Below are 15,960 nucleotides of genomic sequence, written 5' to 3'. Positions count from 1 at the left end.
GGTCTGCTGTACCGCGGTCATCGCGTAAGTCCTTATTGTCCGGATTGTCAAACGACGCTTAGCTCACACGAGGTTGCTCAAGGTTATGAGGATGTTAAGGATCTAAGCGCAACAGCGAAGTTTAAGCTAGTGGAGTCGGGAGAATTCGTTCTCGCTTGGACAACTACGCCGTGGACGCTTCCTGCAAATGTGGCGTTAGCCGTAAATCCGGAGCTTTATTATATCCGTGCTTCCAAAAACGGTGAAGTGTATATCGTTGCTCAAAATCTAGCGGAGAGCGTTCTTAAAGAAGATTATGAAGTTCTATCCGTATTGAAAGGCGCTGAACTTGTTGGTCTTAGCTACGAGCCGCCATTCCAATACGTTGCCCTAGAAAAAGGCCACGTCGTTATTGCAGGCGATTTCGTTAGCGACACTAGCGGTACGGGTATCGTTCATATCGCGCCAGCACATGGTGAGGATGACTACCGAGTTTCACGCGACAACGGAATCAGCATGCTCAGTGTTGTTGATTTGGCTGGTCGCTATACGTCAGAGGTTACTGACTTTGCAGGACGTTTCGTGAAAGACGCTGAGCTTGATATTGACATCGTCAAAAACCTTAGTGAACGCGGCCTTCTTTACTCGAAGGAGCGCTACGAGCATAGCTATCCATTCTGCTGGCGCTGCAAAACGCCGCTCATCTACTATGCGATGGAAAGCTGGTTTATTAAAACAACAGCGGTTAAGGATCAGTTGATCGCCAACAACAACAGCGTTGATTGGTATCCTGGCCACATCCGTGAAGGACGCTTTGGTAAGTTTCTGGAGGATTTGGTGGATTGGAACATCAGCCGCAATCGTTACTGGGGTACGCCGCTTAACGTTTGGGTCTGTGATGTAACAGGCAAGGAGTATTCACCAAGCAGCATTGCTGATCTGCGTGCGATGGCGATTGGCGATGTGCCAGAGGACATTGAGCTTCATAAACCGTATGTGGATGATATTAAGCTGAAATCACCTTTCGCTGAGGGTGCTGAAATGACGCGTACACCTGAAGTTATTGATGTATGGTTCGACAGCGGTTCGATGCCGTTCGCTCAGCATCATCATCCGTTTGAGAACGAGCAGCAATTCGCTGAGCAATATCCAGCAGACATTATCTGTGAGGGTATTGACCAAACGCGCGGCTGGTTCTACAGCTTGCTAGCAGTTTCTACGCTGTATAATGGCAAAGCGCCATATAAAGCGGTTATCTCAACTGGCCATATTTTGGATGAGAACGGGCAAAAGATGTCCAAATCTAAGGGCAATGTAATCGACCCTTGGGAAATCATCAACGAATATGGAACGGACGCATTCCGCTGGGCATTGCTTGCAGATAGCGCGCYATGGAACAGCAAACGCTTCTCACGCGGCATTGTTGGCGAAGCGAAATCGAAAGTCATTGATACCATCGTAAATACACATGCGTTTTTCGCGTTATATGCTTCAATCGATGGCTTTGACTACACAGCGCATGAAGAGATCAAATCAGACAACAAGCTGGATCGCTGGATCATTTCACGTCTGAACAGCTTGATTAATACAGTGAACAAGGGTCTTGAAGTAAATGATTTCCTAAATCCAGCTAAATCGATTGAGGTTTTCGTTGACGAGCTGAGCAACTGGTATATCCGCCGTTCACGTGATCGTTTCTGGGGAAGCGGGCTTACAGCTGATAAATTAGCTGCTTATCAAACTTTGCGCAGCGTATTGCTTACCCTCTCGCGTCTGATCGCTCCTTATGCACCTTTGCTTGCAGAGGATGTTTTCGGAAACCTTGGCGGAGCAGGCAGCGTTCATTTGGCTGATTATCCGAAAGCGGATGAAACGCTTATTGATGAGACGTTGGAGCGCGATATGGAAAGTGCAAAACAAATCGTTGAGCTTGCTCGCAACGTTCGGAACGAAACGGGAATCAAAACGCGCCAGCCTTTGTCGGAGCTAATCGTATCGCTTGATCGTGATTTCAACGTAGCAGACTACGAGGATATCGTGAAGGATGAAATAAATGTAAAAGCTATTACCGTACAAAATTCAGACAGTGGATTTGTTGATTTCACCCTTAAGCTGAATCTTAAAATTGCCGGTAAAAAATACGGTAAAAACGTTGGACCTATTCAAGGTCAGCTAAAAGGACTATCAGCAGAACAGACTCGAAAAATCGTAAATGGCGGAAGCTTCGACTTCACAAGTGCAGAAGGCGAACAGCTGTCGATCACTGTTGATGAGCTGTTGGTTGAGAAGCAAGCGAAGTCAGGTTTCGCATCTGCATCTGGCAACGGTGTTACTGTAGCGCTGAATACGGATATTACAGCTGAGCTTGAGCAAGAGGGCTGGGTTCGTGAAGTGATTCGCGCCGTTCAGGATACACGCAAAAAGCTCGATCTGCCAATTGAGAAACGCATCGATTTAGTACTTGATGTTGATGCTGAGCTCAAAGCGGCGCTGGATGCGTTCGCACAAGTGCTTCAAGACAACGTGCTTGTTCAAACCGTCACTTATGGTGATGAGCCGGGGATGGAGAAAGTTGTGCTTGGCGAAAAAGAAATAGGGATTTTCATCCGCGGATAAGGTTATAGTATAAAGGAAATTAACAAGCGAAAAAACGAGGCCGTCGCCTTCCGACAGCTGCAGCAAACGACTGAATGGTCGCGATGCTTGCAATGTCCGGCAGGTCAGGCCTCGTTTTATTGTTTGACAAAGGGGATGCCTCGTATGAATACAAATAACCCGGAACAGCCGAAAAATTTGAACGAGTTACAAACTTCGTTAAGCAAGCTTGATAAACGACTGCAAACTATTGCTACCGAAATGGAACATACCCAAATAGCGGACTACATTGATCTGTTAAACAGACCATGGACAATGATTTGGAAAAACCTGCTGGCTGGTACAGCCAGAGGTGTAGGAATCGCGATTGGCTTTACCTTTTTTGCTGCGACCATTCTTTATGTTCTGCGTATATTAGGAGCGTTAAACTTACCGATAATCGGCGACTATATTGCAGACATTGTCCGAATTGTCCAAATCCAGCTCGAAGGAAAAGTTTATTGATTATAAGCGTTGATCCTCAAGATCAGCTTCTAATCCATGATCGCCTTCATCCGACTCCAAGTAGTTTTTATATTCTCGGTTGCGGATGACGGACACATGACGCCCTGTAATGTCGGTCGCAAGAAAGCTTTCAATGGATTCAACAAAACCGTCATTCTCGAAAGCTTCAATACCTACATGCTCATAATCGGCCACATCTCGATTCTCAGATGTGGCAGGTGAATCCGCATTGCCCCATTGCTCAACAATTTGCCAAGCATCCTCGCCATCAAAGCCGTTGTAGGAATCATGCTCATCCATGCTGGTTCGACCAAATGGAGTATCGAGAAATAATTCTTCAACTGGCCTGCGCAGGGATAAATGCTGTCTTGGCGCATGTTCAATGCAGTAAAGCGTATCAGGTACGGCATCCAAACGCTCAAGCGGGATAGGTTCATTACATGTTTTACAAATGCCGTATGTTCCATCAGCAATCGCGGTTAGCGCTGCCTCAATGCGATTCAGATGCAATTCCTCTTGTTCATGAAGGGCTACATCTTTCTCGCGTTCATAAAGCTCAGTAGCGACATCACCCGGATGATTATCGATTGTAGATAGTTCTCCGGTAGTGTCACGCAACGAATTCGCTAAGCCATAATGATCGTTTTCTGAGAAACGTTTTTCAATTTCGCGCTGCTCGTCCAATAATCTGGCTTGCAGCAGCTGAATATGAGCAGTGTTTGGCTTTGTCATTTTGAGCACCCTCCTTAGCAGGGAACATAATTGCAGTATTAGCTTTTGCTGAAATACGGTTTTTCAGTATGGTCTTCAATGGAAGAACAGCAGGCGGGTGCTGGCTCTTATTTAGCTCCGTATGCTACAATTGATTAGCAAACTTTCAGAAATGCGCTGGCTTTTCACATCTAGCCTGAAGTGCTTTTGAATGGAAACGCTGCTTTACAAAAAATTAGGAGTGATTCGATGCGTTTTTATTATTACTGGGTAGCGGTATTAGTGTTAGTCCTTGATTTTGTAACAAAGAAATTAATTGAGACAAAATTGGAGATCGGGGATCAAATTAGCATTATCGGTAATTTTTTTCTCATCACTTCGCATCGAAATCGCGGTGCTGCATTTGGCATCTTGCAAGAGCAAAGACTGTTTTTTATCATTATTACCGTTATCATTGTTTTGGGTATCATTTGGTACATACAGGCATCGAGAAAATCAGCTAAGCCTTGGCTGCTAGTAGGACTCGGACTAGTTCTTGGCGGCGCAATTGGCAACTTTCTCGATCGCGCGCGTTATGGTGAGGTTGTCGACTTTCTGCAGTTTAACTTCGGCAGCTATGGCTTCCCAATATTCAACGTAGCGGATTCAGCGATTGTCTGTGGTGTAGCATTAATTCTAATTGACACCTTGTTATCGGCTAGAGATGACAAGAAACGTTTGCAAAATGGAGAGGACAAGGATCAAAACAATCATGAGCAGCAACCTGTATAATGAAGAACCGTTGGAATGGATCGTAGAGGCGGAGCAATCCGGCGAACGAGTAGATAAGTTTGTAACAGACAGTATTGACGATCAAGGCGTATCCCGAACGCAGGTTCAGGAATGGATCAAAGCAGGGGCCGTACAGGTCGATGACAAAGTGGCAAAAGCGAATCTGAAGGTAGCAGAGGGCAATCGTGTCGTTCTGATTATCCCAGAGCCTGAAGAGGCGGCCATTGTCCCTGAGAACATCCCGCTTGAAGTTATCTATGAGGATTCAGACTTGATTGTTATTAATAAAAAGCGCGGAATGGTCGTTCATCCTGCACCTGGTCATTCTTCAGGCACGCTTGTTAATGCGCTGATGTATCACTGCAAAGACTTGTCCGGCATTAACGGCATGATCCGTCCGGGCATTGTTCACCGCATAGATAAGGACACAACAGGTTTGTTGATGGCTGCCAAAAACGATCTGGCGCATATCTCGCTTGCTGAGCAGCTTAAGGAGCATACGGTAACGCGGAAATATATCGCACTTGTGCACGGCAATTTGCCGCATGACCAAGGTACAATTGATGCGCCTATCGGACGTGACCTGAATGACAGGAAGCTGTTTACGGTAACCGAGCACAATAGCAGACATGCAGTAACACATTTTCACGTATTGGAGCGCTTAGGCGATTACACGATTGTAGAGCTTCAGCTAGAGACGGGACGTACCCATCAAATTCGTGTGCATATGAAATATATCGGTCATCCGCTTGCAGGAGATCCGGTTTACGGCCGCAACAAGACTGTAGCCTTAAAAGGACAAGCTTTGCATGCTACGCTGCTTGGCTTTACACATCCGCGCAGCGGCGAGCGGCTGGAGTTCGAAATGCCTTTGCCGGCAGACTTCGAATATGTATTAAGCAGCTTGCGTTCAAGGTAATAGTGCAATAGTGCAAACTTTTCACCACATTATTCATTATTTCAAGCACATAAGTACGTTATTCTAATCAATAACAACTGAAGTAAATGAATATAAGGATAGGTGACGTGAAATGACTTCCATTAACCAAAATTACTTGGAGCTGCAAGGCAGCTACTTGTTTTCTGAAATTGCAAAACGCCGTACTAAATTCATTCAAGAAAATCCAAATGCTGAAATTATCAGCTTAGGAATTGGTGATGTTACGCGCGGTTTGCCGGATTCGGTTCTGAATGCTATGCACAGTGCAGTGGACGAGCTTGCAGCTCCAGGTTCATTCCGTGGATACGGACCTGAGCAAGGCTACGATTTTCTAATAAATGCAATTATCGAAAATGACTATAAAGCACGCGGCATTGACATTGCAACAAATGAAGTGTTTGTAAGTGATGGTTCCAAATGCGATGTCGGCAATATACAAGAAATTTTCAGCGAGAACAGTATCGTTGCGGTACAAGATCCGGTTTATCCAGTCTACGTCGATACGAACGTCATGGCTGGCCGCTCAGGCAAATACAATCAAGATACAAAGCGCTATGAGAACATTGCGTATTTGGAGTGTACAGCTGAAAATGATTTCAAGCCTAGCCTTCCTGATCGTAAAGTAGACATTATTTACTTGTGCTATCCGAACAATCCAACTGGCATGACGCTTACGAAAGAAGAGCTTAAAGTATGGGTTGACTATGCGAAAGCAAACAACTGCATCATTCTTTATGACTCCGCATACGAAGCATTTATTCAGGAAGAAGATGTTCCGCACAGCATTTACGAAATCGAAGGCGCGCGTGAAGTAGCCATCGAATTCCGCAGCTTCTCCAAAACAGCAGGTTTTACTGGTGTTCGCTGTGCATACACAGTTGTGCCGCGTGAGCTGAAAGGTCTTGATGCTTCAGGCAATGAAGTGTTGATCAATGATTTGTGGAATCGCCGCCATACGACAAAGTTTAACGGCGTATCATACGTTACACAACGTGGAGCAGCTGCTATCTATTCAGAAGAGGGTAAAGCGCAAATCAAATCTTTGGTTGACTATTACATGAAAAATGCAGCAATTATCCGTGACGGCCTTGCGTCCATCGGTCTTGAGGTATTTGGCGGAGTAAACGCTCCTTATATTTGGCTGAAAACACCGAACGGCATGGATTCATGGTCATTCTTCGATAAGCTTCTTACAGAAGCAAACATCGTTGGAACGCCAGGTGTAGGCTTCGGTCAAAGCGGTCAAGGCTATTTCCGCCTTACAGCATTCGGAAGCCTTGAGAATACTCAAAAAGCAGTTGAAAGAATTCGTAAATTAAGCCTGTAACAAATAATCGCTATCCTTGCATAGTTTATCAGGATTGGTCCACACTAAGTTGAAGCGGAAATAATCGTTTTTACTTGACATCTTTTGTCGAACGTGGGATAATTCCTATGATATACATCAGTACCTTTAACTCAGTCCAGAGAGGCTGGCAAGGTAGCGTGAATAACAGGTTATAGAAGAGAAGAATAGGACAGCTTTATGCACTGCTTTCTGTGACGAGAGCTCTGCTTGCTTGCACCTATCTCTTTAAGCCTTATCACAAGCTCCTTGCGAAATTCGCAAGGAGCTTTTTGTCGCAACCTGGCAGTTTTGGACGGTTATGGAAGGAGTCAGCGGAAATGACGGAAGAAGAGCATTTAGTCATCATGGATGAAACGGCGATTCGCCGCGCATTAACGCGAATTGCTCATGAAATTGTGGAGAAGAACAAGGGAATCGATAACTGTGTGATTGTAGGCATTCGCACAAGAGGGATCTACCTTGCTCGGCGAATTGCAGAGCGCATCGGTGAAATTGAAGGAAAGCCTGTTCCTGTGAGCGAGCTTGATATTACTCAATACCGTGATGATCGCAAAGCAATCATATCTGCAGACATGGAAATAGCAGCAGCAATTGGCGATACCGACGGCATACCCTTTACGGTTCAAGACAAACGCATTATTTTGTTCGATGACGTATTGTACACGGGCCGCACGATTCGCGCTGCAATGGACGCGCTTATGGATTGCGGAAGGCCGCAAAGCATTCAGCTCGCCGTCCTTGTAGACAGAGGACATCGCGAACTGCCGATTCGACCAGATTTTGTAGGCAAGAACGTCCCAAGCTCTAAGCAAGAGCAAATCGATGTGGCTCTTACCGAAATCGATCAAATCGACCAAGTGACCATTATTAATCAGAGGGGGCAAGCCGGATGACCATCACACAGCTTAAACAACGGAGTTTGCTCGGATTAAAAGATTTAAGCCAAGAAGAGATTGAATCGATACTAGATCGTGCTGCTTATTGGGAGAATCATTCAAACAAAGTGCACACGACGATGCAAGGCAGATTTGCAGCCAATATGTTTTTCGAGAACAGCACGCGTACTCGCTTTTCATTCGAAGTAGCAGAGAAACGACTAGGTACAGAAGTGCTGAATTTCTCCGCTGCGGTTTCAAGTGTACAGAAGGGCGAGTCAATCTACGATACTGTACGCACACTTGAATCAATGGGAATTGACGTTGGCATCATTCGCTTAAAGCCAATCGGCGTTCTTGCAGAACTGGCAACGAAGATCAAGGTGCCGCTTATCAATGCCGGTGATGGCAATAACGAGCATCCGACACAAGCGCTGCTGGATATGTACACGATGCGCAAGCATTTTGGACAACTCAAAGGCTTAACGGTCTCGATCGTTGGAGATGTGCTGCATAGCCGCGTTGCAAGATCGAATCTATGGGCTTTGCAAAAATTCGGAGTTAATGTGAACTTTTGCTCACCGCCAAATATGCAAGCCTCTGAACTTGACGTCTCTTATGTCTCTATAGATGAAGCATTAAAATCAGATGTTGTCATGATGCTACGCGTCCAGCTGGAACGCCATGAAAGCGGAATGTTGAACTCTGCTGAAAGTTACCGCGAGCATTACGGCTTGACGGTAGAGAGAGCCAGCAAGCTGGCTAATCACGCGATCATTATGCATCCTGCTCCAATCAACCGCAACGTAGAAATAGACGATGAACTGGTTGAACATCCACAATCTCGTATTTTCCCGCAAATGGAAAACGGGGTTCCTATCCGCATGGCGGTAGTAGAGCGTGCGCTCAGCTAATTTTAGCAACATAGATCTAAATCCGGAGGTTGAAACGACAATGTCATTATGGATTATAAACGGTAACGTATGGAATGAAACTTCGGGCAGCTTAGAAAGTAAGCATATTCGGATTGAAAATAACAAGATCGAAGCTATTATAGACGGTTCCGAATCAGTAGATACAGGAAGCGCAGAAGTCGTTGATGCAAAGGGCAAGCTGGTATCGCCAGGCTTTATCGATATGCACGTTCATTTGCGCGATCCGGGCTTTGAATATAAAGAAGATATCGCAACAGGCACACGCTCTGCGGCAAAAGGCGGATTCACAACGATTGCATGTATGCCCAACACTCGTCCTGTAACGGATACTGCTGAAACGGTACGCTACATTACGAACAAGGCGGCTCAAGTCGGCGTTGTCAAAGTATTGCCATACGCATCCATCACTAAAAACGAGCTTGGCCGTGAGTTGACGGACTTTGCTTCATTAAAAGAAGCGGGTGCAATTGGCTTTACGGATGATGGTGTAGGTGTCCAGAACGCGCAAATGATGAAAAACGCGATGGCGCTTGCTCATTCCATGGATATGCCGATCATCGCTCACTGCGAAGATGATTCATTGGTTGAAGGCGCTTGGGCATCGGAAGGCGAGTTTTCCCGCAAGCACGGCTTGAAAGCTATCCCAAATGAATCCGAAGCGATTCATGTAGGCAGAGACGTACTATTGGCGGAAGCGACGGGCGTTCATTATCATGTATGCCACGTTAGTACTGAACAATCGGTACGGTTAATTCGCCTAGCTAAGCAAATCGGAGTTCGCGTTACTGCTGAGGTTTGCCCGCATCACTTGCTGCTGTCTGATGAGGATATTCCGGGCCTTGATGATGCGAATTGGAAAATGAATCCTCCGCTTCGTACGCCGCGTGACGTTCAAGCGGTTATCGAAGCGATTGAAGACGGAACGATCGATATGGTCGTTACGGATCATGCACCGCATAGCGCGGAAGAGAAAGCGCGCGGCGTTCAACTTGCACCTTTTGGCATCGTTGGCTTCGAGACAGCTTTCCCGCTCTTGTACACAAAATTTGTTCAAACCGGCAAGTGGACGCTTGGCTTCCTACTTCAGCGCATGACTGCGGATCCGGCACGTGTTTTCCGGCTTCCAACGGGGCGTTTAGAGCAAGGCGCTCCTGCTGATATTACAATCGTTGATTTGGATAACGAGCGTTCGGTTGATCCGAGCACATTCGCATCCAAAAGCAACAACACGCCATTCGGCGGCTGGAAGCTTAGCGGCTGGCCTGTGACAACGATCGTTGACGGCGCAGTTGTTTGGTCAGAATAAATAACTTTTACTAACTAAAGCCAATATATGGGGACAATCAACACCTGAGGAGTGATACGGATGCAAGCAAGATTATTATTGGAAGACGGTACATTGTTCACAGGACTTTCGTTCGGTGCAGAAGCACAAATGATGGGCGAGGTTGTATTTAATACTGGAATTACTGGTTATCAAGAAGTTTTATCCGATCCGTCCTACTGCGGACAAATCGTAACGATGACCTATCCGCTAATCGGCAACTACGGCATTACACGTGATGATTTTGAGTCGATGCGTCCATTTATTCATGGCTTTGTCGTTCGTCGTCATGAAGAAGTGCCAAGCAACTGGCGCGCTCAATATTCACTAGGACAACTTCTTAAAGAATACGGCATCCCGGGCATCAGCGATATCGATACACGTATGCTTACTCGCAAGCTTCGTAACTACGGTACAATGAAAGGCCTAATTACAACAGGCAACGAGCGTGTAGAAGAACTTGCTGAACGTCTTAACATCTCGAAGCTAATGACGGATCAAGTTGCACGCACTTCTACATCTCATGTATTCTCAAGCCCGGGTCAAGGCGAGCGTATCGTACTTGTTGACTTCGGTGCAAAAAGCGGTATTTTGCGCGAGCTTACTAAGCGCGGCTGCGATGTAGTCGTTGTTCCTCACGATACAACAGCAGACCAAATTCGTCGCCTAGCTCCAGACGGCATTCAATTGTCCAATGGCCCTGGGGACCCGCAAGATGCACCTTATGCTGTAAAAATGATTTCTGAACTGCTCGGCGAATACCCGATCTTCGGAATTTGCTTAGGCCACCAGCTGTTCGCATTAGCTTGCGGAGCAGAAACAACGAAGCTTAAATTCGGACATCGCGGCGGAAACCACCCGGTTAAAGAATTGGCAACTAACCGTTGCTACATTACTTCACAAAACCATGGTTATACGGTGCTTGAAGAATCAGTAGCTAACACGCCGCTTGTAGTAACACATATCAATAACAATGACCGCACGATCGAAGGACTTAAACACAATACATTCCCAGCTTTCTCGGTTCAATATCACCCAGAAGCTGCGCCTGGACCGTATGATTCCAGCTATTTGTTTGATGAGTTCCTAGAAATGATCCGTACGCACAAGAAAAATAACCCACAAAAACCTCGTCAAGCTGTGTTGTCGGAGACGTTGAAAGGAGAGCTTCAGTATGCCCAAAAATAATGAACTCAAAAAAATTCTCGTGATCGGTTCCGGTCCAATTGTCATCGGACAAGCGGCGGAATTCGACTATGCCGGTACTCAAGCCTGCCAAGCGCTCAAAGAAGAGGGCTATGAGGTTGTTCTTATAAACAGTAACCCAGCAACAATCATGACAGACACGAACATGGCTGACAAAGTATACATCGAGCCAATTACTTTAGATTTTGTATCACAAATCATTCGTCAAGAACGTCCAGATGGACTTCTTCCGACGCTTGGCGGCCAGACAGGCCTTAATATGGCGGTTGAGCTTGCACGCGCAGGCGTTCTTGAACGCGAGAATGTAAAATTGCTTGGAACACAGCTGACAGCTATTGAGAAAGCAGAGGATCGCGACTTGTTCCGTGACCTTATGCGTGAGCTGGAACAGCCAGTACCAGACAGCGACATCGTAACTACAGTAGAAGATGCAGTTAACTTCGCTAACACAATTGGTTACCCAATCATCGTTCGTCCTGCTTATACATTGGGCGGAACAGGTGGCGGTATTTGTGCGAATGAAGAAGAACTGCGCGAAACGGTTGCTTCTGGAATCCGTTATAGCCCGATTAGCCAGTGCTTGATCGAGAAATCGATCGCAGGCATGAAGGAAGTCGAATATGAAGTTATGCGTGATGCGAACGATAACTGTATCGTTGTCTGCAACATGGAAAACTTTGACCCGGTTGGCGTACATACAGGCGATAGCATCGTCGTAGCGCCAAGCCAAACCTTGTCTGATCGCGAGTATCAAATGCTTCGTTCAGCTTCCCTAAAAATCATTCGTGCGCTGAACATCGAGGGCGGCTGTAACGTACAGTTCGCACTTGATCCACAAAGCTATCAATATTATGTCATTGAAGTAAATCCGCGCGTAAGCCGTTCATCGGCACTAGCGTCGAAAGCAACAGGATACCCAATTGCCAAAATGGCAGCAAAAATCGCTGTCGGCTACACACTCGATGAGCTTGTAAACCCTGTTACAGGACAAACGTATGCTTGCTTCGAGCCAACACTTGATTATATCGTATCGAAAATTCCACGCTGGCCGTTTGATAAATTCGTTAACGCGAACCGTAAACTTGGTACGCAAATGAAAGCAACTGGCGAAGTTATGGCTATCGGCCGTACGTTTGAGGAATCCATTCATAAAGCGGTTCGTTCATTGGAAATTGGCGCTCACCGCATTCACTTGAAAGAAGCTTCATCTTTAGAAGATGCAGTGCTTCGCGCACGTCTAGAGAAGCCGGATGATGAGCGTATGTTCCTCGTAGCAGAAGCGTTCCGCCGGGGCTATCAGCTTCAAGAAATCCAAGACATTACAAACATCGACTGGTGGTTCCTTGATAAAATTCAGTCTATCGTAGCATTCGAGGATCGTATGCGCAGCGAATCAACGTTGAATCAACAAACGTTGTATGAAGCTAAACGCAAAGGTTTCTCAGATCGTTCTATTGCTGAAATTCGTCAAGAAGGTTTCCCGAATGGCAGTCACACAACGGAAGCTGACGTGCGTGCACTTCGCGAACAGCTTAACTTAAAGCCGGTATACAAAATGGTTGATACATGCGCAGCTGAATTCGAAGCTTCGACACCATATTACTACTCCACTTATGAAGTAGAAAATGAAGTAACTGTAACAGACAAACAGAAGGTTCTAGTCCTTGGCTCTGGACCAATTCGTATCGGTCAAGGCATCGAGTTCGATTACTCGACGGTTCATGCGGTATGGGCAATTCAAAATGCAGGTTATGAAGCGGTTATTATCAATAATAACCCAGAGACGGTTTCAACAGACTTCAGCACATCGGACAGACTCTACTTTGAGCCATTGTTCTTTGAAGATGTAATGAATGTTATTGAGCAAGAAAATCCGATTGGCGTAATCGTACAATTCGGCGGTCAAACGGCAATCAACCTTGCAGCTCCGCTTTCCAAAGCTGGCGTACGCATTCTAGGATCCAGCCTTGAGAGCATCGATGCAGCAGAGGATCGCAAGAAATTCGAAGCATTGCTTCGCAGCCTGAACATCGCACAGCCAGACGGAAAAACGGTTATCTCTGTTGATGAAGCGGTAGTTACGGCACAAGGTCTTGGTTATCCGGTACTTGTTCGCCCTTCCTATGTACTTGGCGGACGCGCAATGGAAATTGTGTACTCAGACGAAGAACTGCTTAACTATATGGAAGTTGCAGTGAAAATTAACCCTGAGCACCCGGTTCTAATCGACCGTTATATGCTAGGTAAAGAAGCTGAAGTAGACGCAATTTGTGATGGCGATACTGTTGTTATTCCAGGGATTATGGAGCATGTTGAGCGCGCAGGCGTTCACTCAGGCGATTCCATTGCGGTATATCCACCACAATCACTTTCGGAAGAAATTAAACAGCAAATCGTTGACATCACGATTAGCATTACTAAAGCTCTTAACGTAATTGGACTTGTTAACATCCAGTTCGTCATTCACCAAGAAAAAGTATACGTGATTGAAGTTAATCCGCGTTCATCGCGTACCGTACCTTTCCTAAGCAAAGTTACGAATATTCCGATGGCAAACTTAGCTACTAAAGCAATTCTCGGTACGAAGCTTGCTGATCTTGGTTATGTTGAAGGCTTGTGGCCTGAGGATGAATATGTTTCGGTTAAAGTTCCTGTCTTCTCCTTCGCGAAGCTGCGCCGGGTTGACCCAACGCTAACGCCGGAAATGAAATCAACAGGTGAAGTAATGGGCCGCGACGTTCAATATGCGAAAGCTCTTTATAAAGGTCTCATTGGCGCAGGCATGAAAATTCCAACATCAGGCGCTATCATTGCTACAGTTGCGGATAAAGATAAAGAGGAAGCAACAGAGTTGCTTCGCGGATTCTWTAACCTAGGCTACAAAATTATTGCTACAGGCGGAACGGCGAAAGCACTCGAAGAAGCCGGCCTTATCGTTACGACTGTTAATAAGCTTAGCGAAGGCTCACCGAATATTCTTGATCTAGTACGTGAAGGGCAAGCGCAATTTGTAGTCAATACGTTGACTAAAGGCAAAGCTCCTGAACGTGATGGATTCAGAATTCGTCGTGAAGCGGTTGAGAATGGCGTCGTTTGTATGACATCGCTTGATACAGTTCGTGCATTGCTTGTTATGCTCGAAACGTTGAACTTCTCCTCCCGTTCAATGCCAGTAGCGCTACAAAACAAATAAGCTCAATGAGCTTAAAAGTACGGCCAGCGTTTATTGCTTCGTTATCTACCTTAAGAAGTTAGTCTTAAGGTGGATAGCTTGAAGCAAACGTATGGCCGTTTATTTTGCAAATGAACAGAGAAATGGAGCGATTTCGGATGAAATTGACTAAAGAGCAAGCAGCAGGACGGATTATGGTAGCCCTTGATTATCCAGATGCAGCAGCGGCTGAACGTTTAATTGCCGAACTGCAAGGCATTCCCTGTTTTATGAAGGTGGGCATGCAGTTGTTTTATGCTGCCGGTCCTTCCTTCGTGCAAAGCTTGAAAGAGCGTGGTTACTACGTATTTCTTGATGTGAAAATGCATGATATTCCGAACACTGTCAAAGGCGGCTCTAATAGCGTAACGAAATTGGGAGTTGACATGTTTAACGTCCATGCAGCAGGGGGCAGTGATATGATGGAGGCTGCGCTTGAGGGCGTAGATATTGCATTAACAGGCAGCAGCCTTCGTAAGCCAACGGTAATCGCGGTAACTCATTTGACAAGTACGAGTCAGTCGATGCTCAATGAGCAGATTGGTATTAGCGGAACCGTAGAAGCGGCAGTGCTTCGTTATGCAGAGCTTACCAAAAAAGCGGGTTTGGACGGTGTTGTCGCATCACCTTCCGAGGTTGAGGCTATTAAGTCGCTATGCGGCAGCTCTTTCAAAACCGTAACGCCAGGCATTCGTCCCATTGGAGCGGATGTTAATGATCAATCACGCATCATGACGCCAAGTGAGGCGCTGCGCAAAGGAACTGATTATATGGTTATCGGTCGCCCGATTACAGCGGCACCAAATCCGCGTGCAGCATTAGAATCTATTATTGAGGAGCTGATTTCCTATGAGTAAAATTACTTTATCTGAATTGCCAAATCAAATTGCTAAAAGCCTGCTAGAAATCGAAGCCGTGGCACTTCGCCCTAATGAGCCATTCACATGGACATCAGGCATTAAATCACCAATCTATTGTGATAACCGCCTTACGATGACATACCCAGCGATTCGCGATCTTGTTGCAGAAGGTTTCGCAACGATCATTCGTGAGCGTTATCCTGATGCTGAGGTTATTGCGGGCACTTCAACTGCCGGTATTCCACATGCAGCTTGGGTAGCACAGAAGCTTAATCTACCGATGGCTTATATTCGCGATAAAGCGAAAGGTCATGGCAAGCAGAATCAAATCGAGGGCCGTGTTCTACCTGGACAAAAGGTCGTTGTGATCGAGGATTTGATCTCGACTGGCGGCAGCTCGCTTAAAGCTGGTCTTGCAGTCAGAGAAGCAGGCGCAGAAGTGTTGGCGGTGCTTGCTATATTCACTTACGAATTTGATTCAGCGATTCAAGCCTTTGCATCAGAGCAAATGCCTCTTGTTACATTGTCTAGCTATAGCGCACTTATTCAAACAGCTGTAGAGCTTGGAAAAGTTGCTCCTGAAGATGTAGCTGCTTTGCAAGCTTGGAGACAAGATCCTCAATCGTTTGGAAAATAATTGCTTAAATTAAAAAAAGCGTGCTCTTTCCATGAGAGCTCGCTTTTTTTGTGACAAAATTGTT

At 46.0% G+C, this 15,960-nt stretch carries 13 protein-coding genes; 12 read left to right on the top strand and 1 reads right to left on the bottom strand.

Features of this window, described 5'->3' with window-relative positions:
* Together ileS and AC1DSE_RS16165 are read left to right on the top strand one after the other, a co-directional pair.
* Positions 1-2,595, top strand: a 2,595-nt coding sequence (ileS, locus tag AC1DSE_RS16170) for an isoleucine--tRNA ligase (RefSeq protein WP_477527893.1), incomplete at its 5' end; no start/stop codon positions are given.
* 144 nt (positions 2,596-2,739) lie between these two features.
* Complete coding sequence (locus AC1DSE_RS16165) at positions 2,740-3,078, top strand: DUF5665 domain-containing protein (protein WP_256710892.1); 339 nt, start codon at positions 2,740-2,742, stop codon at positions 3,076-3,078.
* On the opposite strand, the gene AC1DSE_RS16160 is transcribed toward AC1DSE_RS16165, so the two are convergent.
* On the bottom strand, positions 3,079-3,810 hold the full coding sequence (locus AC1DSE_RS16160; protein ID WP_477510088.1) for a TraR/DksA C4-type zinc finger protein: 732 nt from the start codon (positions 3,808-3,810) through the stop codon (positions 3,079-3,081).
* Positions 3,811-4,038: 228 nt separating this feature from the next.
* On the opposite strand from AC1DSE_RS16160, the gene lspA reads away from it, so the two are divergent.
* From lspA to pyrE, 10 genes are all read left to right on the top strand, one after another.
* Entirely contained in the window at positions 4,039-4,560 is a 522-nt protein-coding gene (gene lspA / locus AC1DSE_RS16155) for a signal peptidase II (protein ID WP_441909652.1), read from the top strand.
* Positions 4,541-5,479: an RluA family pseudouridine synthase gene (locus AC1DSE_RS16150; protein ID WP_477510089.1), complete on the top strand. Its 939-nt coding sequence runs from the start codon at positions 4,541-4,543 to the stop codon at positions 5,477-5,479. Before lspA ends, AC1DSE_RS16150 begins: the two co-directional genes overlap by 20 nt.
* 112 nt (positions 5,480-5,591) lie before the next feature.
* A complete protein-coding gene (locus AC1DSE_RS16145; RefSeq protein ID WP_339208739.1) occupies positions 5,592-6,827 on the top strand; it encodes an LL-diaminopimelate aminotransferase in 1,236 nt (411 codons plus the stop codon).
* A gap of 338 nt (positions 6,828-7,165) precedes the next feature.
* Complete coding sequence (gene pyrR / locus AC1DSE_RS16140) at positions 7,166-7,741, top strand: bifunctional pyr operon transcriptional regulator/uracil phosphoribosyltransferase PyrR (protein ID WP_441909650.1); 576 nt, start codon at positions 7,166-7,168, stop codon at positions 7,739-7,741.
* Complete coding sequence (locus AC1DSE_RS16135; protein ID WP_076268183.1) at positions 7,738-8,637, top strand: aspartate carbamoyltransferase catalytic subunit; 900 nt, start codon at positions 7,738-7,740, stop codon at positions 8,635-8,637. The genes pyrR and AC1DSE_RS16135 overlap by 4 nt, the downstream gene beginning before the upstream one ends.
* Positions 8,638-8,677: 40 nt before the next feature.
* Positions 8,678-9,964 carry a dihydroorotase gene (locus AC1DSE_RS16130; RefSeq protein WP_441909648.1) on the top strand — a complete coding sequence of 429 codons (1,287 nt, stop codon included), beginning with the start codon at positions 8,678-8,680 and terminating at the stop codon, positions 9,962-9,964.
* A gap of 60 nt (positions 9,965-10,024) precedes the next feature.
* Positions 10,025-11,170: a glutamine-hydrolyzing carbamoyl-phosphate synthase small subunit gene (gene carA, locus AC1DSE_RS16125; RefSeq protein ID WP_339208742.1), complete on the top strand. Its 1,146-nt coding sequence runs from the start codon at positions 10,025-10,027 to the stop codon at positions 11,168-11,170.
* Entirely contained in the window at positions 11,157-14,381 is a 3,225-nt protein-coding gene (gene carB / locus AC1DSE_RS16120; protein ID WP_477527892.1) for a carbamoyl-phosphate synthase large subunit, read from the top strand. The genes carA and carB overlap by 14 nt, the downstream gene beginning before the upstream one ends.
* Positions 14,382-14,518: 137 nt before the next feature.
* On the top strand, positions 14,519-15,256 hold the full coding sequence (pyrF, locus tag AC1DSE_RS16115; RefSeq protein ID WP_441883028.1) for an orotidine-5'-phosphate decarboxylase: 738 nt from the start codon (positions 14,519-14,521) through the stop codon (positions 15,254-15,256).
* Entirely contained in the window at positions 15,249-15,896 is a 648-nt protein-coding gene (pyrE, locus tag AC1DSE_RS16110; RefSeq protein WP_076268188.1) for an orotate phosphoribosyltransferase, read from the top strand. Before pyrF ends, pyrE begins: the two co-directional genes overlap by 8 nt.
* Positions 15,897-15,960: the final 64 nt, after the last annotated feature.

The organism is Paenibacillus sp. 01L418, assembly GCF_056400045.1.
Note: the sequence above shows the minus strand (reverse complement) of the source record. Positions and strands in the feature narration are given on the sequence as shown.